The sequence below is a fragment of the Kitasatospora sp. NPDC058965 genome (assembly GCF_042741245.1).
Lineage (GTDB): Bacteria > Actinomycetota > Actinomycetes > Streptomycetales > Streptomycetaceae > Kitasatospora.
Genome location: NZ_JBHYKG010000182.1, coordinates 1 through 17,090 on the forward strand (window position 1 = coordinate 1; position 17,090 = coordinate 17,090).

General features: G+C 72.5%; 16 protein-coding genes. 4 read left to right on the forward strand and 12 right to left on the reverse strand.

Translation table 11 applies throughout. From position 1 onward, the window contains the following. The 9 genes from ACFW1A_RS26085 to ACFW1A_RS26125 all read right to left on the reverse strand — a co-directional run. A partial coding sequence (locus ACFW1A_RS26085; RefSeq protein ID WP_380412501.1) for an NADH-quinone oxidoreductase subunit G occupies positions 1 to 1,579 on the reverse strand: 1,579 nt, incomplete at its 3' end. Next, the gene (gene nuoF / locus ACFW1A_RS26090; protein WP_380412503.1) at positions 1,576 to 2,940 is read right to left on the reverse strand and encodes an NADH-quinone oxidoreductase subunit NuoF; all 1,365 of its coding nucleotides are present in this window, start codon (positions 2,938 to 2,940) and stop codon (positions 1,576 to 1,578) included. The genes ACFW1A_RS26085 and nuoF, both read right to left, overlap by 4 nt. Further along, positions 2,940 to 3,650, reverse strand: a complete 711-nt coding sequence (gene nuoE / locus ACFW1A_RS26095; protein WP_380412530.1) for an NADH-quinone oxidoreductase subunit NuoE — start codon at positions 3,648 to 3,650, stop codon at positions 2,940 to 2,942. The genes nuoF and nuoE overlap by 1 nt, the downstream gene beginning before the upstream one ends. A 23-nt stretch (positions 3,651 to 3,673) precedes the next feature. Further along, positions 3,674 to 5,020: an NADH-quinone oxidoreductase subunit D gene (locus tag ACFW1A_RS26100; RefSeq protein WP_380412505.1), complete on the reverse strand. Its 1,347-nt coding sequence runs from the start codon at positions 5,018 to 5,020 to the stop codon at positions 3,674 to 3,676. After that, the gene (locus ACFW1A_RS26105) at positions 5,020 to 5,715 is read right to left on the reverse strand and encodes an NADH-quinone oxidoreductase subunit C (protein ID WP_380412507.1); all 696 of its coding nucleotides are present in this window, start codon (positions 5,713 to 5,715) and stop codon (positions 5,020 to 5,022) included. The genes ACFW1A_RS26100 and ACFW1A_RS26105 overlap by 1 nt, the downstream gene beginning before the upstream one ends. Further along, complete coding sequence (locus tag ACFW1A_RS26110; protein ID WP_380412508.1) at positions 5,712 to 6,266, reverse strand: NuoB/complex I 20 kDa subunit family protein; 555 nt, start codon at positions 6,264 to 6,266, stop codon at positions 5,712 to 5,714. Before ACFW1A_RS26110 ends, ACFW1A_RS26105 begins: the two co-directional genes overlap by 4 nt. Positions 6,267 to 6,325: 59 nt before the next feature. Next, positions 6,326 to 6,685, reverse strand: coding sequence for an NADH-quinone oxidoreductase subunit A (locus tag ACFW1A_RS26115; protein ID WP_014137597.1), 360 nt, complete (start codon positions 6,683 to 6,685; stop codon positions 6,326 to 6,328). 358 nt (positions 6,686 to 7,043) lie between these two features. Next, a complete protein-coding gene (locus ACFW1A_RS26120) occupies positions 7,044 to 8,033 on the reverse strand; it encodes a DMT family transporter (RefSeq protein ID WP_380412510.1) in 990 nt (329 codons plus the stop codon). Between the two features lie 40 nt (positions 8,034 to 8,073). Then, the gene (locus ACFW1A_RS26125) at positions 8,074 to 9,363 is read right to left on the reverse strand and encodes an MFS transporter (RefSeq protein ID WP_380412512.1); all 1,290 of its coding nucleotides are present in this window, start codon (positions 9,361 to 9,363) and stop codon (positions 8,074 to 8,076) included. A 127-nt stretch (positions 9,364 to 9,490) separates the two neighbouring features. Here ACFW1A_RS26125 and ACFW1A_RS26130 point away from each other — a divergent pair, with 127 nt between their 5' ends. From ACFW1A_RS26130 to ACFW1A_RS26145, 4 genes are all read left to right on the forward strand, one after another. Beyond that, on the forward strand, positions 9,491 to 10,165 hold the full coding sequence (locus ACFW1A_RS26130; RefSeq protein ID WP_380412514.1) for a peptidylprolyl isomerase: 675 nt from the start codon (positions 9,491 to 9,493) through the stop codon (positions 10,163 to 10,165). A 186-nt stretch (positions 10,166 to 10,351) separates the two neighbouring features. Then, complete coding sequence (locus ACFW1A_RS26135) at positions 10,352 to 12,469, forward strand: serine/threonine-protein kinase (protein WP_380412516.1); 2,118 nt, start codon at positions 10,352 to 10,354, stop codon at positions 12,467 to 12,469. A gap of 182 nt (positions 12,470 to 12,651) precedes the next feature. Further along, positions 12,652 to 13,173 (forward strand): SigE family RNA polymerase sigma factor, encoded by a 522-nt coding sequence (locus tag ACFW1A_RS26140; RefSeq protein WP_380412518.1) that lies wholly within the window; start codon positions 12,652 to 12,654, stop codon positions 13,171 to 13,173. After that, positions 13,170 to 14,042: a hypothetical protein gene (locus ACFW1A_RS26145; RefSeq protein ID WP_380412520.1), complete on the forward strand. Its 873-nt coding sequence runs from the start codon at positions 13,170 to 13,172 to the stop codon at positions 14,040 to 14,042. Before ACFW1A_RS26140 ends, ACFW1A_RS26145 begins: the two co-directional genes overlap by 4 nt. A gap of 55 nt (positions 14,043 to 14,097) precedes the next feature. Here the strand turns inward: ACFW1A_RS26145 and ACFW1A_RS26150 are convergent, their stop codons facing one another. The 3 genes from ACFW1A_RS26150 to ACFW1A_RS26160 form a co-directional block, all read right to left on the reverse strand. Beyond that, entirely contained in the window at positions 14,098 to 15,381 is a 1,284-nt protein-coding gene (locus ACFW1A_RS26150; protein ID WP_380412523.1) for a geranylgeranyl reductase family protein, read from the reverse strand. A gap of 117 nt (positions 15,382 to 15,498) precedes the next feature. After that, entirely contained in the window at positions 15,499 to 16,191 is a 693-nt protein-coding gene (locus ACFW1A_RS26155; protein WP_380412526.1) for a demethylmenaquinone methyltransferase, read from the reverse strand. A gap of 32 nt (positions 16,192 to 16,223) precedes the next feature. Beyond that, positions 16,224 to 16,799, reverse strand: a complete 576-nt coding sequence (locus tag ACFW1A_RS26160; protein ID WP_380412528.1) for a hypothetical protein — start codon at positions 16,797 to 16,799, stop codon at positions 16,224 to 16,226. Positions 16,800 to 17,090 lie beyond the last annotated feature (291 nt).

A 17,090-nucleotide genomic window follows, 5' to 3' on the forward strand; every position in this document is an offset into this window, starting at 1 on the left:
CCCCGCGCTCGCCGGCCCGGCGCGGCACCCAGGCGAGCAGGGCGCCGGTGGCGTGGGCGAGCCGCAGCGCCGCGGTGAGCGCACCGGCGACCTGCGCCAGCCGCTCGCCGACCAGGATCACCGCACCGGGCCGACGCAGCTGCGCCGCGGCGGTGCCGGCCTCGTCGGTCAGCGGCTCCTCGGCGGCCAGCGCGCCCAACCACTCCGCCTCGGTGCCCGGGGCGGCCGGCAGCAGCGAGCCGCCGAGCTTGGCCAGGCCGCGCGAGCGGTGGTCGGCGATCGCGTAGACCTTGAGGCCGCCGCCGCGGGCCGCCTTGCGCAGCCGCAGGAAGACGATCGGCGACTCCTCCTCGGGCTCGAAGCCCGCGAGCAGCACCGCCGGGGCCTGCTCCAGCGCCTCGTAGCTGACGCCGGCACCTCCCCCGTCCTCCGGCCGGGAGGTGCCCCCGAGGTCCACCCCGCGCCCCGCCACCTGGTAGGCCAGGAAGTCGGCCTCCTCGGCGCTGTGCGGGCGGGCCCGGAAGTCCACGTCGTTGGTGCCGAGCGTCACCCGGGCGAACTTGGCGTAGGCGTACGCGTCCTCGACGGTGACCCGGCCGCCGGTGAGCACCGCGGCGCGGGCTCCGGTCAGGCCCTCGGCGGCCGCGCGCAGCGCCTGCGGCCAGGAGGTGGGCACCAGCTCGCCGGTGGCCGCGTCACGCACCAGCGGGCTGGTCAGCCGGTCCCGCTGCTGGGCGTAGCGGAAGGCGAACCGGCCCTTGTCGCAGTTCCACTCCTCGTTGACCGCCGGGTCCTCGCCGGCCAGTCGGCGCAGCACCTTGCCGCGCCGGTGGTCGGTGCGCAGCGAGCAGCCGGAGGAGCAGTGCTCGCAGACGCTGGGCGAGGAGACCAGGTCGAAGGGGCGGGAGCGGAACCGGTAGGCGGCCGAGGTGAGCGCGCCGACCGGGCAGATCTGGATGGTGTTGCCGGAGAAGTACGACTCGAAGTCGTCGCCCGCGCCGGTGCCGACCTGCTGCAGCGCACCGCGCTCCACCAGGTCGATGAACGGGTCGCCGGCGATCTGCTGGGAGAACCGGGTGCAGCGGGCGCAGAGCACGCAGCGCTCGCGGTCCAGCAGCACCTGGGCGGAGATCGGCACCGGCTTCTCGTAGGTGCGCTTCATCCCGTCGAACCGGGACTCGCCCTGGCCGTTGGACATCGCCTGGTTCTGCAGCGGGCACTCGCCGCCCTTGTCGCAGACCGGGCAGTCCAGCGGGTGGTTGATCAGCAGCAGCTCCATCACGCCGCGCTGGGCCTTCTCGGCCACCGCGGAGCTGAGCTGGGTGCGGACCACCATGCCCTCGGCCACCGGGATGGTGCAGGAGGCGACCGGCTTGCGCTGGCCCTCGATCTCCACGATGCACTGGCGGCAGGCGCCGGCCGGGTCGAGCAGCGGGTGGTCGCAGAAGCGCGGCACCTGGGTGCCGATCTGCTCGGCCGCCCGGATCACCAAGGTGCCCTTGGGGACCTGGACCTCGACGCCGTCGATGGTCAGCGTGACGAGCTCGACGGCGGTCTTCGCAGGCTCCGTGACGGTCACGCGTGCACCTCCCTCTCGGTGGCGGGGCTGGGGGCCGAGGCGCGGTGGCTGTCGGCCCAGACGGTGCTGGCGGCCGGGTCGAACGGGCAGCGGCGCTCGGTGAGGTGCTGCTCGTACTCGGCGCGGAAGTGCTGCAGCGAGGAGACGATCGGGCTGGCCGCGCCGTCGCCCAGGGCGCAGAAGGACTTGCCGTTGATGTTGTCGGCGATGTCCAGCAGCTTCTCCAGGTCGCCGGCCAGGCCCTGGCCGGCCTCGATCCGCTTGAGCAACTGGACCAGCCAGTACGTGCCTTCGCGGCACGGGGTGCACTTGCCGCAGGACTCGTGGGCGTAGAACTCGGTCCACCGGGTGACCGCGCGGACCACGCAGGTGGTCTCGTCGAAGATCTGCAGCGCCTTGGTGCCGAGCATCGAGCCGGCCGCGCCCACACCCTCGTAGTCGAGCGGCACGTCGAGGTGCTCGTCGGTGAACATCGGGGTGGAACTGCCGCCCGGGGTCCAGAACTTGAGCCGGTGCCCGGCCCGGATGCCGCCGCTGACCTCCAGCAGCTGGCGCAGCGTCACACCGAGCGGCGCCTCGTACTGGCCGGGGTTGGTGACGTGCCCGGAGAGCGAGTAGAGCGTGAAGCCGGGCGACTTCTCGGTGCCCAGCGAGGTGAACCACTCCTTGCCGCGGACCAGGATCGGCGGCACCGAGGCGATCGACTCGACGTTGTTCACCACGGTCGGGCAGGCGTACAGGCCCGCGATGGCCGGGAACGGCGGGCGCAGCCGCGGTTGGCCGCGCCGGCCCTCCAACGAGTCGAGCAGCGCGGTCTCCTCGCCGCAGATGTAGGCGCCGGCGCCCGCGTGCACCGTGATGTCCAGGTCGAAGCCGCTGCCCTGGATGTCCTTGCCGAGGTAGCCGGCCCGGTAGGCCTCGTCCACCGCGGCGTGCAGCCGGCGCAGCACCGGGACCACCTCGCCGCGCAGGTAGATGAAGGCGTGGTTGCAGCGGATCGCGTAGGAGGCGATCACCATGCCCTCGATCAGCGCGTGCGGGTTGGCGAAGAGCAGCGGGATGTCCTTGCAGGTCCCCGGCTCGGACTCGTCGGCGTTGACCACCAGGTAGTGCGGCTTGCCGTCGTTCTGCGGGATGAACTGCCACTTCATCCCGGTGGGGAAGCCGGCGCCGCCGCGGCCGCGCAGCCCGGAGTCCTTGACCAGGGCGATCAACGCGTCCGGGTCCATGCCCAGGGCGGTCTGCAGCCCCTGGTAGCCGTCGTGGCGGCGGTAGGTCTCCAGCGTCCACGGGCGGCGGTCGTCCCAGGAGGCGGAGAGCACCGGGCTGAGCAGCTTCTCGGCCGGCTCGGTCGAGGTCATCACGCGTCACTCCCTTCGCCTCGCGGCGACACCACCCGGGCGCCGGAGGTGCCGGGCAGCTGCTCGCCCTTGGCCAGCCGCAGGCCGGCCAGGCTGGGCGCGCCGCCCGCGCCGGACTCGTCGTTGGCGCCCTCGCGCTCGTCCGGGAAGCCGGCCAGGATCCGCGCGGTCTCCTTGAAGGAGCACAGCCGCGCGCCCCGGGTCGGCCGCACCTCGCGGCCGGACCGCAGGTCGTCCACCAACTTCCGTGCGCTGTCCGGGGTCTGGTTGTCGAAGAACTCCCAGTTGACCATCACCACGGGGGCGTAGTCGCAGGCCGCGTTGCACTCGATGTGCTCGATCGAGATCTCGCCGTCCTCGGTGGTCTCGTTGTTGGAGATCCCGAGGTGCTGCTGGAGCTCGGCGAAGATCTGGTCGCCGCCGAGGACCGCGCACAGCGTGTTGGTGCAGACGCCGACGTGGTGCTTCCCGGCGGGCTTGCGCCGGTACATGGTGTAGAAGGTGGCCACCGCCGTCACCTCGGCCGTGGTGAGGTCCAACTGCTCGGCGCAGAACCGGATCCCGGTCGCGCTGACGAAGCCCTCCTCGGCCTGGACCAGGTGCAGCAGCGGCAGCAGCGCCGAACGGGACTGCGGGTAGCGGGCGACCAGTTCCCTGGCGTCGGCCGCGAGCCGCTCGTGCACCTCGGGCGGATAGGGCTTGGCCGGCATGGCCGGCAGGCCGAGTTCTGTGCTCACCGGTCCACGCCTCCCATCACCGGGTCGATCCCGGCCACCGCGACGATCACGTCGGCGATCTGGCCGCCCTCGCACATCGCCGCCATCGATTGCAGGTTGGTGAACGACGGGTCCCGGAAGTGGACCCGGTACGGGCGGGTGCCGCCGTCGCTCACCACGTGCACGCCGAGCTCCCCCTTGGGTGACTCGACCGCCGTGTACGCCTGGCCGACCGGGACCCGGAAGCCCTCGGTGACCAGCTTGAAGTGGTGGATCAGGGCCTCCATCGAGGTGCCCATGATCTCCCTGATGTGGTCCAGGGAGTTGCCCATCCCGTCCGGACCGACGGCCAGTTGGGCCGGCCAGGCGATCTTCTTGTCGCCCACCATGACCGGGCCCGGGGCCAGCCGGTCCAGGCACTGCTCCACGATCCGCAGCGACTGCCGCATCTCCTCCAGGCGGATCAGGAACCGCCCGTAGGAGTCGGGGCTGTCGGCCACCGCGACGTCGAACTCGTAGTTCTCGTAGCCGCAGTACGGGTCGGTCTTGCGCAGGTCGTGCGGCAGGCCGGTGGCCCGCAGGATCGGTCCGGTGGCGCCGAGCGCCAGGCAGCCGGCCAGGTCCAGGAAGCCGACGTCGACCAGGCGGGCCTTGAAGATCGGGTTGCCGGTGGCCAGCTTGTCGTACTCGTGCATCCGGGAGCGGAACAGCTTGACCGCCTCGCGGATCTGGTCGACCGCGCCGGGGGGCAGGTCCTGGGCCAGGCCGCCGGGGCGCACGTACGCGTGGTTCATCCGCAGGCCGGTGACCAGCTCGAAGATGTCCAGGATGAGTTCGCGGTCCCGGAAGCCGTAGATCATCAGCGTGGTGGAGCCGATCTCCATGCCGCCGGTGGCCAGGCAGACCAGGTGCGAGGAGATCCGGTTCAGCTCCATCATCAGCACCCGGATCACGGTGGCGCGGTCCGGCACCTGGTCGGTGATGCCGAGCAGCTTCTCCACCGCCAGGCAGTAGGCGGTCTCGTTGAACAGCGGGGTCAGGTAGTCCATCCGGGTCACGAAGGTGGTGCCCTGCACCCAGGAGCGGAACTCCATGTTCTTCTCGATGCCGGTGTGCAGGTAGCCGATGCCGCAGCGGGCCTCGGTGACCGTCTCGCCGTCGATCTCCAGGATCAGCCGCAGCACGCCGTGGGTGGACGGGTGCTGGGGGCCCATGTTGACGATGATGCGCTCGTCGTCGGCCTGCGCGACGGCGTCCACCACCTCGCCCCAGTCGCCGCCGGTGACGGTGAACACCCGGCCCTCGGTGGTCTCGCGGGAGCCCGCTTCCTCGAACTGCGCAACGTTTTCAGGATTGTTGGGCATCAGCTGTACGACCTCCGCTGGTCGGGCGCCGGGATCTGCGCGCCCTTGTACTCGACGGGAATGCCACCGAGCGGGTAGTCCTTGCGCTGCGGGTGGCCCAGCCAGTCGTCCGGCATCATGATCCGGGTGAGCGCCGGGTGGCCCTCGAACACGATGCCGAAGAAGTCGTAGGCCTCCCGCTCGTGCCAGTCGTTGGTCGGGTAGACGCTGACCACCGAGGGGATCCGCGGATCGGCGTCGGGCGCGGTCACCTCGACCCGGATCAGCCGGGTGTGGGTGATCGAGCGCAGGTGGTAGACCGCGTGCAGCTCGCGACCGGACTCGTGCGGGTAGTGCACCCCGCTGACGCCCAGGCAGAGCTCGAAGCGCAGCGCCGGATCGTCGCGCAGCGTCCGCACGGTCTGCAGCAGGTGCTCGCGGGCGATCTGGAAGGTGAGCTCGCCGCGGTCCACCACGGTCTTCTCGATCACCTGACCAACCGTCAGGCCCTGCTCTTCCAAGGCGCCTTCGAGCTCGTCCGCGACCTCGTCGAACCAGCCGCCGTAGGGGCGCTCGGCCGGCGCGGGCAGCACGATGGCCGCCGCCAGGCCGCCGAAGCCCGAGGTGTCGCCGCTGCCGTGGGCGCCGAACATGCCCTGCCGCTTGCCGACCACCTCGACCGGGAGCTCGGTGCGGCCGCCGGGGATGTCACTCATCGCAGCAGCCCCCGCATCTCGCTGGTCGGGACGGCGTCCAGGGCCAGCTCCTCGGCCAACTCCTGGGCGCGGCGCTTGTTCACGCCGAGCGGCTCGTGCTGGATCTTCTCGTGCAGCTTGATGATCGCGTCCATCAGCATCTCCGGGCGCGGCGGGCACCCCGGCAGGTAGATGTCGACCGGGACGATGTGGTCCACGCCCTGGACGATCGCGTAGTTGTTGAACATGCCGCCCGAGGACGCGCAGACGCCCATCGAGATGACCCACTTCGGATTGGCCATCTGGTCGTAGACCTGGCGCAGCACCGGCGCCATCTTCTGGCTCACCCGGCCCGCCACGATCATCAGGTCGGCCTGCCGCGGCGAGCCGCGGAAGACCTCCATGCCGAACCGGGCCAGGTCGTAGCGGCCGGCGCCGGTGGTCATCATCTCGATGGCGCAACAGGCCAGCCCGAAGGTGGCCGGGAAGAGCGAGGCCTTTCTCACCCACCCCGCGGCGCTCTCCACCGTGGTGAGCAGAAAGCCGCTCGGCAGCTTCTCCTCGATTCCCATCTACCCATCCCTCTCAGTGGCCTCAAATCCCGCTGATCGCTGCGCTGTTGACGATCCCGTCAGTCCCACTCCAGGCCGCCGCGACGCCACACGTAGGCGTAGGCGACGAAGACGGTGGCAATGAACAGGAGCATCTCGACCAGCCCGAAGATCCCCAGGGCGTCGAAGCTGACCGCCCACGGGTAGAGGAAGACGATCTCGATGTCGAAGACGATGAAGAGCATCGCCGTCAGGTAGTACTTGATCGGGAACCGACCGCCGCCCACCGGCTGCGGGGTCGGTTCGATGCCGCACTCGTAGGCTTCCAACTTGGCCCGGTTGTAGCGCTTGGGCCCGGTCAGCGAGGCCATCACGACGGAGCCGACCGCGAACGCCGCCGCGATGGCACCGAGTACGAGGATCGGCGCGTAGGCATTCATCTGCCTCGCTCCCTCCGTCCAGTCGTCCTTGACTGCAGATCGGAACCACCGGATCACTGTGGGGTGATCCGGCGATCCGGTTCCCGAGATCACCTCATGTGAGGCAGTTCACAAGGCCCGGATCGAGCGCATCCTATGCCTGTCGGCTTGTGATCTGCGACACGCAGATCAGGACGATCTTTGTGATCTACGCCACCTCGCAGACCGGTAGCCATGGCGACAAGTCCCGAGATATGAACGCAATGAACCCAGACGATCGCAAACAGTCACATTCAATGGGAAAAGAACTGGTCAGCGCCGTGCGCCTATATCAACTATCGCGCGATCACCGCAAATTTCGGGGGTTCACATCAGCGTGCTAGAGACCCTCACTCGACCGGGTGGCCACCACCGGGCGCCCGCTTGACCCTTCGTTCACAAGCTCACGAGTGACGGCCCGCGGGGCCTTGGCGGGGACGCTGCGGCGGCCGGCCTCGGTGCCGACGAGCACCAGCGCGGCCCCGGCGAACACCGGCACGGTGAGCCGGTCGCCGCCCACGGCGATGCCGACCACGGCGGCCCAGAGCGGCTCGGTGCCCAGCAGCAGGGAGACCCGGGAGGGGGAGGTGGCGCGCACCGCCCACATCTGCACCGCGAAGGCGAACAGCGTGCAGAACAGGGCCAGGTAGAGCACCAGGGCCCACTGGCGCGGGCCCCAGTCGGCGGCCAGCCGCCACGGTGCGGGCGCGCCGGTGAACGGGCTCACAAGCGCGAAGACCAGGGCCGCGGATGCGAGTTGGACCCAGGTGAGGGCGCCGGAGTCGGTCCCGCGCAGCGACCTGGTGCGGCCCATCACCAGGACGTGCAGGGTGCGCACCAGCGCGGCGCCGAGCACCAGCAGGTCGCCGAAGGAGGGCGCGCGCAGGCCGGCGCCCTGGGTCAGCAGCCCGACCCCGAGCAGCGAGGCGCCGGCGGCGGCGAGGAAGGCGCGCGGCACCGGCGTGCGGCTCAACGCGCTCTCGCCGAGCGGGGTGAGCAGCATGTTGAGGCTGATGATCAGTCCGGCGTTGGTGGCGGAGGTGTGCACCGCGCCGAAGGTCTCCAGCAGGAAGATGCTGCCCAGGATCACCCCGAGCAGCGCACCGCCGATCCACTCCGCCCTGGTCAGGGCGCGCAGCCGGCGGTGCACCAGCAGGCCGAGCAGCGGCAGCACCAGCGCGAACCGGAGCACCAGCACGGGCAGCACGGTCTGCGCGGTGGCCAGGTGCTTGACCGCGAGGAAGCTGGACCCCCACACCACCGCCACCAGCAGCAGCGGGAGGTCGGTGAGGATCCCGCGGGGGCCGGCGGCTTGTGAAGGGGTTCGCATGGGCGGATCCTGGCCTACCGCCGTCGGCCGATCAACAGCTTTACGCCCCGGCGGGCTCCGGTGCCGCGGCCGGCGCGCGCAGCGCACCGACGGCGTAGACCCCGGCGACCACCGCGAGCAGCGCGGAGCCGGTGAGGATCGAGTCGATGCCGCCGACGTGCAGGCCGGCCACGGTGCCGTGGCGGTACCGCCAGGCGGCGGCCATCGGCCCGGCCGCGGCCATCCCGATCACGCTCGCCACCTGCTGCACCGGGTTGAAGACCGAGAAGACCCGCCCCAGGTACTCCTTGGCCACCGACTCCATCACCAGCGGGGCGATCGCCATGTTGACCGCGATCAGCGCCGGGCCGAGCAGGGCGACCAGCACCAGGGCCGGCCAGAACGCGGTCATCCGGGCGTAGGCGATCAGCACCACCCCGATCCCGACCAGACCGAGCGGGAAGGTGACCCGGTGCCCGATCCGGCCGGCCAGCGGGGTGACCAGCGCGGCGCCGCCCAGCATGCCGAGCCCGAGCGCCATGTCCAGCGTGCCGTAGTAGCTCTTGTCCGCGTGCAGGTTGTCGGTGACGAAGAAGAGGTTGACGGTGTTGAGCGCCCCGACCCCCACCGAGATCAGCACGATCGCCGCGAGCAGCGCCCGGACCACCCGGTTGCCGGCCGCCGCGCGCATCCCGTCCCGCAGTTCGGCCAGCAGCCCCGCCGGGGCCGCCGGTGCGGCGCCGGCCGCCTCCGGCCGCACCCGCAGTGCGCGCACCAGCAGGAACGATCCGACGTAGGAGAGCGCGTTGATCAGCAGCGCCCACTGGGTGCCGGCGGTGAACAGCAGCGGGGCGGCCAACGGCGGACCGACGATGCCGGCGATCGCCTGGGTGGTCTGGCCGATCCCGGCGGCCCTGGTCCGCTGCTCCTCGGGCACCACCTCGCCGATGACGGCGAACCGGGCCGGGTTGAAGAACTGGGAGACGGCCGTGTTGAGGAAGACCGCGAGGTAGACCACGGTCACCAGGACCGTGTCCGGCACGGTCCCGGCCGGCAGGAAGGCCAGCAGCGCGACCGCGCCGATCAGCACCCCCCGGGCCGCGTCGGCCCCCATCATGGTCCGCCGGTGGTCGTTCCAGCGGTCCACGAAGACCCCCGCGACCGGAGCCACCAGCAGCGCGGCCAGCGCCACCGTGACCAGCAGGCCGGACACGGCGAGCGGAGCGGCGCTGCCGTGCACCAGTTCGGTGCCGACCCAGAGGGTCAGCGTGGTGTCGAAGACGAAGTCCCCGGTCAGCGAGATGGCCTGACCACTCCACAGCAGCGTGAAGTCCCTGTTGATGATGCGCACGGGCCGACATCCTGGCAGGAAAGTTTCCACCCGAACAGAGGTTTGGCGCGAATGACCGGGCGTCGTACTGGGCAGGGAGGTTGTGCACATGACACACTGCCACCTCTCCTGACCGAAAGGCCGTCAGATGTCCCGGACCCGCCTCACCGTCGCGGCGGCTGCCGCCACCCTCGTGCTCTGCGCCACCAGCGCCGCCTCCGCCGCCACCGTCTCCCCCGATGCACGGCCGGTGCAGGCCTCCACCGCGAGTTGCAGCTACACCGCCGCCGTGCCGGCCGACAACTTCAAGGGCATCCCGGTCTTCGACCCGGTCAAGGCCGCCAAGCCGTACCACGCCACGCTGCGCACCAGCCAGGGCGCGATCACCTTCCAGGCCCTGACCGACGCGGCGCCGTGCACGTCCTTCTCGTTCCGCTTCCTCAGCGAGCACCAGTTCTTCGACCGCAGCCACTGCCACCGGCTGACCACCCAGCGGCTGTGGGTGCTGCAGTGCGGCGACCCGACCGGCACCGGCAGCGGCGGTCCCGGCTACTCCTTCCCGGACGAGAACCTGACCGGCGCCACCTACCCCGCCGGCACCGTGGCGATGGCCAACGCCGGCCCGAACACCAACGGCAGCCAGTTCTTCTTCGTCTGGAAGGACACCAAGCTGTCCCCGGCCTACACCCCGTTCGGCAAGGTGACCGCCGGCCTGGACGTGCTGCAGAAGATCGCCGCCGGCGGCGAGGACGACCAGAACGGCCCCGGCGACGGCTACCCCACCCTCCCGGTCGACATCCACTCGGTCCGGATCGGCCGCTGACCCTCCCCAGCTGCCCCCGCCCGCCGTACGGGGCCGGGCGGGGGCTCCACCACCGGTCGTCCGTCCCCGGCGGCCCGCCCGACGGCCTGCCGACGGCCTCCGGCCCCGGCGGATCGCTAAGCTCTGGGCGGCGTACGCGCGCGGCCGCTGCGGTGCCGCGCCTCACCGGGGGGAGTGGCGAGAGGCGTGCAGGAACTGCTGGCTGACGATCCGTCGACGATCGGTCCGTACCGGTTGCTGGGCCGGCTGGGCACCGGCGGCATGGGGTGCGTGTACCTGGGGCGCACCGCGGGCGGGCGCACCGTCGCGGTGAAGGTGGTCAAGCCGGAGCTGGTCCCGGACGCCGAGTTCCGCGCGCGGTTCCGGCGCGAGGTGGAGTCGGCGCGCCGGGTGGGCGGGGCGTGGACCGCGCCGGTGCTGGACGCGGACACCGACTCGGCCCGCCCGTGGGTGGCCAGTGCGTACGTGCCGGGCCTGCCGCTCTCCGACGCCGTGGCGCAGTTCGGGCCGCTGCCGGAGCCCGGGGTGCGGGCGCTGGCGGCCGGGCTGGCCGAGGCGCTGGCGGCGGTGCACGGGGCCGGGCTCATCCACCGCGACCTCAAGCCGTCGAACGTCCTGCTGTCGCCCGCCGGGCCGGTGCTGATCGACTTCGGGATCGCCCGGGCGACGGACGGCAGCGCCACCGCCTCGCTGACGAGCACCGGCGTCACCGTCGGCTCCCCCGGCTACATGTCGCCGGAGCAGGTCCAGGGCCACCCGCTGGGCGCGCCCTCGGACGTGTTCCAGCTCGGCACCGTGCTGGCCTTCGCGGCCACCGGCCAAGGGCCGTTCAGTGCCGACAGCGCCGCCACGATGCTCTACAAGGTGGCCCACGGCGATCCGGACCTCGGCGACTGGCAGGGCGAGTTGTGCGAGGTCGCCGGAGCCTGCCTGGCCAAGGACCCGGCCGCCCGGCCCACCCCGGAGCAGCTCGCCGCACGGCTCGCCCCGGACGGCGCCGCGGAGTTGGTCGACCGCGGCTGGCTCCCGGGGCCGCTGCTGGCCCGGATCAGCCGCCTGTCCGGGGAGTTGCTCAACCTGGAGCCGGCCGCCCCGGACACCACGGCTGCGGCAGTCGCGGCGCCGCCGCCCGCCGCACCGGCCCTGCCGCCTGCCGCACCCGCTCTGCCGCCGGCCGTCCCGCCCCGGCCGCCGGACGACGGCACGGTCCGGCTGCGACCGGCACCGGACCCGACGGCACCGGATCCGGCGGTGCTCGCCCCGACGGCAGCGCCGGGGCGCAGGGGCCGCCGGGCGCTGCTGATCGGGACCGCGGTGCTGGTGGCCGGCGCGGTGGCGGCCACGGCCGCGGCGCTGCTCGCCCCCGGCGGGCCCAAGTCCGTGCCCGCGGCGTTCGCCGGCACCTGGGAGGGCGGACTCTCGGACGGCGCCGGACTGCACGGCACCCTCATCCTGCGCGTGCCGGACCCCGGCGCGGGCACGACCGCGCAGATCGTGGGCGGCGCGGCGATCGCCGCCGCGGTGCAGCCCGGCGAGACCGGGCTCTGCCACCTGCAGTACGCCCGCCAGAAGGTGACGGAGCAGAAGCTCGTGCTGGCCCCCAGGGTGCTCCCCACCGACGGCCCGAGCTGCACCAGGTACTTCGGCGGCCAGACCTCCGTGGCGCGGGACGGCGACCGGACCCTGCGGGTCGACTGGACGGACCGGGACGGCCGGGCCGTGTCCGCCGCGCTGACCCGGCAGGGCGGCGCGGCCGGCACCGCGGCCGCACCGGCCGGTCCGGCCGGCCCAGGTCCGGCCGGGCCCCCGTCGAGCGCCGCGGCCTCCCCCACCCTCGGCCGCTACCGGGCCGTGGCCGACCTGTGCGCCGTGCTCGACCCGAGCGGGCTGCAGAAGGCGTTCGGCCGACTGGACGCCGCTCCGGTGAACCGCACCGCCGCTGCGGAGGACGGGGGGACCGAGCTGGACTGCGCGTTCGGCTTCGCCTCCGGCGAGGGCAGCGTCCACGTGGACGCCGAGGTCTTCCCGGACCCGGACACGGCCAGGCGCCGCTACACGGGGGCGATCCCGACCGGCGGCCCGACCGGGACGCCCGCGACCCCCGTCGCACTCGGCGAGCAGGGCCGCCTGGAGACGGAGCAGCACAGCGGTGGCGGCATCACGATGACGGACGACACCCTGCTCGTCCAGGACGGCAACCTCTTCGTCCGGGTGCTCGGGATCCACAACGAGAAGGTCCAACAGGCCGCCGCGACGGGCGCCCTGCAGGACACCGCGAAGGCGGTACTGGCGGGCCTGGGGTAGGCCCGCCACCGGACCGAGTTGCACGGGCGTTCCCTATGCGGGGGCGAGGGTGGTGACGGTGCCGTTCGCGCCGCGCCACGGTCGGCGACGGCTGGTGCCCGTGGTGCGGCGCAGCAGGGGCTCAAGATCACAGGCAACGGTTCGGACCGCGGGTGGGCTCTGGTCGGATGAGGAGGCACTCAATGGGAGAACCGAAGAGGGACCGCGACCGCGAGTTCCAGGAGTTCGTCGCCACCGCCTGGCCGCGGTTGCTGCGGACCGCGTTCCTGCTGGCCGGGGAGCGGCACACGGGTGAGGACCTGGTGCAGCAGGCCCTGGAGCGGGCGTACGCGGCCTGGGGGCGGGTCCGTCGGGCGGACGATCCGGCCGCCTACGTGCGGCGGATCCTGTTCAACGAACACGCCCGCCGGTTCCGTCGGCGCGTCCCGGAGCAGTTGGTCGCGGCCGTGCCGGACCGGCCGGCCGGCGACGGGTACGGCCGGTTGGACACCCGCGGCGCCCTGCTGCGGGCACTCGGCACGCTGCCGCCGCGGCAGCGGCAGGCCGTCGTGCTCAGGTACTGGGAGGACTTGAGCGAGACGCAGGCCGCCGCCGTGATGGGCTGCTCGGTGGGCACGGTGAAGAGCCAGACCGCGAAGGGCGTCGCCAAGCTCCGTGCCTCCTCGGCACTGGTCGACCTGGAGAGCATCGGAGAGACGCTATGACCGAGCAGCAGATCGAAGCAGGGTTCACCGACCTGGCCGCCGCCGTCGACGTCGGCCCGCCCCCGATGGCGGAGTTGCTCGCCGGGGGCCGGCGCCGACTGCGCCGCCGCCGGGCCTCGGCCCTGGCGGTCACCGTGGCCGCCTGCGTCGTGGTCGGCGGGACGACCGTCCTGGGCCTGGGCCACCCGGGCGGTGACAGCGCCACCACCGTGCGGGCCGCCGCCTCCTCCCCGGGCCCGGCCACCCGGACGGTCCAGGCCTCCCCCGGGCCGTTCACCCCGTCCCGCGCACTGCTCGCCGAGGGCACCGCCCCCGACGGGAAGAAGTGGCAGGCCTGGGCCGCGCTCTGGCCGGCCTCCAGCCAGGACCAGGCCTGGCAGCAGGCCGAGCTGATCTGGCAGGAGCAGCACGCGGCCAACAGCAGGCTGGGCGAGCCCGACAAGCTGATGGTCAGTCAGGAATGGATCGCCGGGTACGCGAAGTACGACCTCTACGTGGTGCTGGACGGCGTCCGCCAGCCGTTGGACGAGGTGCTGCCGGTGCCGGCCGACGCGACCGGCATCTCCGCGGTCAACGCCCCGGACGGACTGCCCGGGGTGACCATCGGCCACCGGGCCATGGGCGGCGCCGGTGCCACCGACGACTCGGACCCGACCGCCGTCGTCTTCCTGCAGGTCGGCGCGGACACCGCCAAGGCCGTGCTGCAGCACCCCGACGGCAGCACCACCGAGGTGGTGCCCACCGCCGTCGGCGGGTCCCCGGTCCACTGGGTCGCCTTCAACCGCTCGGCCGCCACGCGCGGCAGCACGCTCCGGCTCTACGCCCGGGACGGCTCGCCGACCGGGACCAGCACGCGGTGGTTCGCGTAGCGCGGTGGTTCGCGTAGCGCGGTGCTCCCGGTGGGCCCGTCGCGGCGCCGGGCGCTCAGGCGTTCGGCGCCACCCGGGCCAGGCCGTTGATGATGCGGTCCATCGCGTCGCCGCCCTGCGGGTCCGTCAGGTTGGCCAGCAGCTTGAGGGTGAACTTCATCAGCATCGGGTGGGTGAGCCCGCGCTGGGTGGCGATCTGCATCACCTTCGGGTTGCCGATCAGCTTCACGAAGGCCCGGCCCAGCGTGTAGTAGCCGCCGTAGACCTCCTTGAGGACCTGCGGGTAGCCCTGCAGCGCCCGCTCCCGCCCGGCCGCGGTGACCCGCGCCTGCGCCTGGATGACGGTGCGCGCGGCGATCTGGCCGGACTCCATCGCGTAGGCGATGCCCTCGCCGTTGAACGGGTTCACCATGCCGCCCGCGTCACCGACCAGCAGCAGGCCGCGGGTGTAGTGCGGCTGGCGGTTGAAGGCCATCGGCAGCGCGGCACCGCGGATCGGGTCGGTCATGTTCTCGGGGGTGTAGCCCCACTCGGCCGGCATCGAGGAGCACCAGGCCTTCAGCACCTCGCGCCAGTCCAGCTCGCCGAAGGCCGGCGAGGAGTCCAGGATGCCCAGGCCCACGTTGGAGGTGCCGTCGCCCATCCCGAAGATCCAGCCGTAGCCGGGCAGCAGCTTCTTCTGCCCGCCGCGGGTGTCCCACAGCTCCAGCCAGGACTCCAGGTAGTCGTCACTGGCCCGGGGCGACGTGAAGTAGGTGCGGTAGGCCACGCCCATCGGCCGGTCCTCGCGCCGGTGCAGGCCCATCGCCAGCGACAGCCGGGTGGAGTTGCCGTCGGCGGCCACCACCAGCGGGGCCCTGAAGACCACCTCGCGCTTCTCGGTGCCCAACTTCGCGGTGACCCCGGTGATCCGTCCGGTGCGCTCGTCCAGCACCGGCCCGGAGACGTTGCACTTCTCGTACAGCCGGGCGCCGGCCTTCTCGGCCTGACGGGCCAGCATCTCGTCGAAGTCGGCCCGCTTGCGCACCAGTCCGTAGTCCGGGAAGGACGAGAGCTCCGGCCAGTCCAGCTCCAGCCGGACCCCGCCGCCGATGATCCGCAGCCCCTTGTTGTGCAGCCAGCCGTTCTCGGTGGAGACGTCGATCCCCATGTCCACCAACTGCTTGGTGGCGCGCGGGGTCAGCCCGTCGCCGCAGACCTTCTCGCGCGGGAACTCCGTCTTCTCCAGCAGCAGCACGTCCAGTCCGGCCTGCGCCAGGTAGTACGCCGTCGCCGACCCGGCAGGGCCCGCTCCGACCACGATCACGTCCGCAGAGCTCTCGACGGCGGTCTCGGTCACGATGGGCACACTCCTGACTCCTGGGACGGACCTCGGCAGTCTACGGGGTGCCGACCACGGGCTCCGCGATGCTCCACAGGTCGTCGGCCCACCGGATCCGGCGGGCCGGCGGAACCGTCAGGCCTTGAAGCCCCGGTGCAGGGCCACGATGCCGCCGGTGAGGTTGCGCCAGGCGACGCGGGACCAGCCGGCCTGCTGCAGCAGGGCGGCGAGGGCGGGCTGGTCCGGCCAGGCGCGGATGGACTCGGCGAGGTAGACGTAGGCGTCCGGGTTGCTGGAGACCTTGGCGGCCACCGGCGGCAGCGCGCGCATCAGGTACTCGGTGTAGACGGTGCGCAGCGGGGTCCAGGTGGGGGTGGAGAACTCGCAGATCACCACCCGGCCGCCGGGCTTGGTGACCCGGTACAGCTCGCTCAGCGCCGCCTCCGTCTCGTGCACGTTGCGCAGCGCGAAGGAGATGGTCACCGCGTCGAACACCCCGTCGGCGAACGGCAGCCTGGTGGCGTCGCCGGCGGTCAGCGGCAGCTCGGGGTGACGGCGCTTGCCCTCGGTGAGCATGCCCACCGAGAAGTCGCACGGGACCACCCTGGCGCCGGCCGCCAGGAACGGCAGCGAGGAGGTGCCGGTGCCGGCGCCCAGGTCCAGCACCAGGTCACCGGGCCCGGCCTCGACCGCGTCGGCCACCGCCCGGCGCCAGGCCCGGGCCTGGCCGAGCGAGATCACGTCGTTGGTGCGGTCGTACTTGGCGGCGACGTCGTCGAACATCGCGGCGACTTCGTGCGGCTGCTTGTCCAGGTTGGCTCGGGTCACGGACCCCATTGTTCACCCTGGCGCGGCGGCGGTTACCGCAGGGCCCGCCGACCGGACCGCCGGCGCCGCCGCGAGCGCTTGCCGTGGGTGATGGCCGGCATCCCCTCGGCCAGCGCCTCGGTGGCCAGCGCCACGGTGGACAGCACCGCCTGGGCGCTGCGCACGGCCGGGCTGCGGAAGTGGCGGCGGATCCGCAGCACGCAGACCGCGCAGATCAGCAGCGCCACCGGGACGCTGATCTGGGCCAGCCGGATGCCCGCCGCCTGCGGGTACTTCTGGTCGCAGAGCCGCACCGCCCCGGCGTCGGTCGCGGCGTGCTCCAGGCAGATCGCGTCGCCGACCTTGGCGTCCGGCGGGAGCTGGAGGTCGGCGGCGGCGTGCTGCTGGCCGCCCGCCTGGTAACTGACCGAGCTGTAGGTCGCGGTGCCGCCGGAGAGCTGGGTGATGGTGCCCTCGACCCGGACCGGGTCCGCGCCGATCCGGTCGGCCAGTTCGGTCTGCCGCCAGCCGAGCAGGCACATGCCGAGCGCCAGCACGGCGCTGAGCACCGCCGCGAGGTACCAGCCGCGGCCGATCCGGGGGACGGCGGACGGGGACGGGGATCGCATCTGCTGGGGTGACCTGGCTTCGGATAGGGGCGTGGTGAGTGGACCGGCGCACCTGGGACGGGTAATACCGGGCCGACCCGGATGGTAACCGCTGACCCCGCCCCAGGTCACGGCGAGTCCGAATCAGATCGACTGCCGACCAAGGGAGTTCGAGTGCTGACGAAGCTTCCGGGCGAAGGCCGACGGGTCGTCAGCGGCGGCGGAAAACGATCCTACCGGCCAGTACGGTCGCCAGGCAGGACTCTCCCGACGCGGTGAGAACGGCGAAATCCGCTCGCCCGCCGACCACCA

Coding starts and splice junctions, on each gene's coding strand:
- ACFW1A_RS26120 (WP_380412510.1), bottom strand. CDS start 8,033: ATGCGAACCCCTTCACAAGCCGCCGGCCCCCGCGGGATCCTCACCGAC.
- ACFW1A_RS26160 (WP_380412528.1), bottom strand. CDS start 16,799: ATGCGATCCCCGTCCCCGTCCGCCGTCCCCCGGATCGGCCGCGGCTGG.
- ACFW1A_RS26110 (WP_380412508.1), bottom strand. CDS start 6,266: ATGGGAATCGAGGAGAAGCTGCCGAGCGGCTTTCTGCTCACCACGGTG.
- nuoF (WP_380412503.1), bottom strand. CDS start 2,940: ATGACCTCGACCGAGCCGGCCGAGAAGCTGCTCAGCCCGGTGCTCTCC.
- ACFW1A_RS26130 (WP_380412514.1), top strand. CDS start 9,491: ATGTCCCGGACCCGCCTCACCGTCGCGGCGGCTGCCGCCACCCTCGTG.
- ACFW1A_RS26105 (WP_380412507.1), bottom strand. CDS start 5,715: ATGAGTGACATCCCCGGCGGCCGCACCGAGCTCCCGGTCGAGGTGGTC.
- ACFW1A_RS26145 (WP_380412520.1), top strand. CDS start 13,170: ATGACCGAGCAGCAGATCGAAGCAGGGTTCACCGACCTGGCCGCCGCC.
- ACFW1A_RS26100 (WP_380412505.1), bottom strand. CDS start 5,020: ATGCCCAACAATCCTGAAAACGTTGCGCAGTTCGAGGAAGCGGGCTCC.
- ACFW1A_RS26140 (WP_380412518.1), top strand. CDS start 12,652: ATGGGAGAACCGAAGAGGGACCGCGACCGCGAGTTCCAGGAGTTCGTC.
- nuoE (WP_380412530.1), bottom strand. CDS start 3,650: ATGCCGGCCAAGCCCTATCCGCCCGAGGTGCACGAGCGGCTCGCGGCC.
- ACFW1A_RS26115 (WP_014137597.1), bottom strand. CDS start 6,685: ATGAATGCCTACGCGCCGATCCTCGTACTCGGTGCCATCGCGGCGGCG.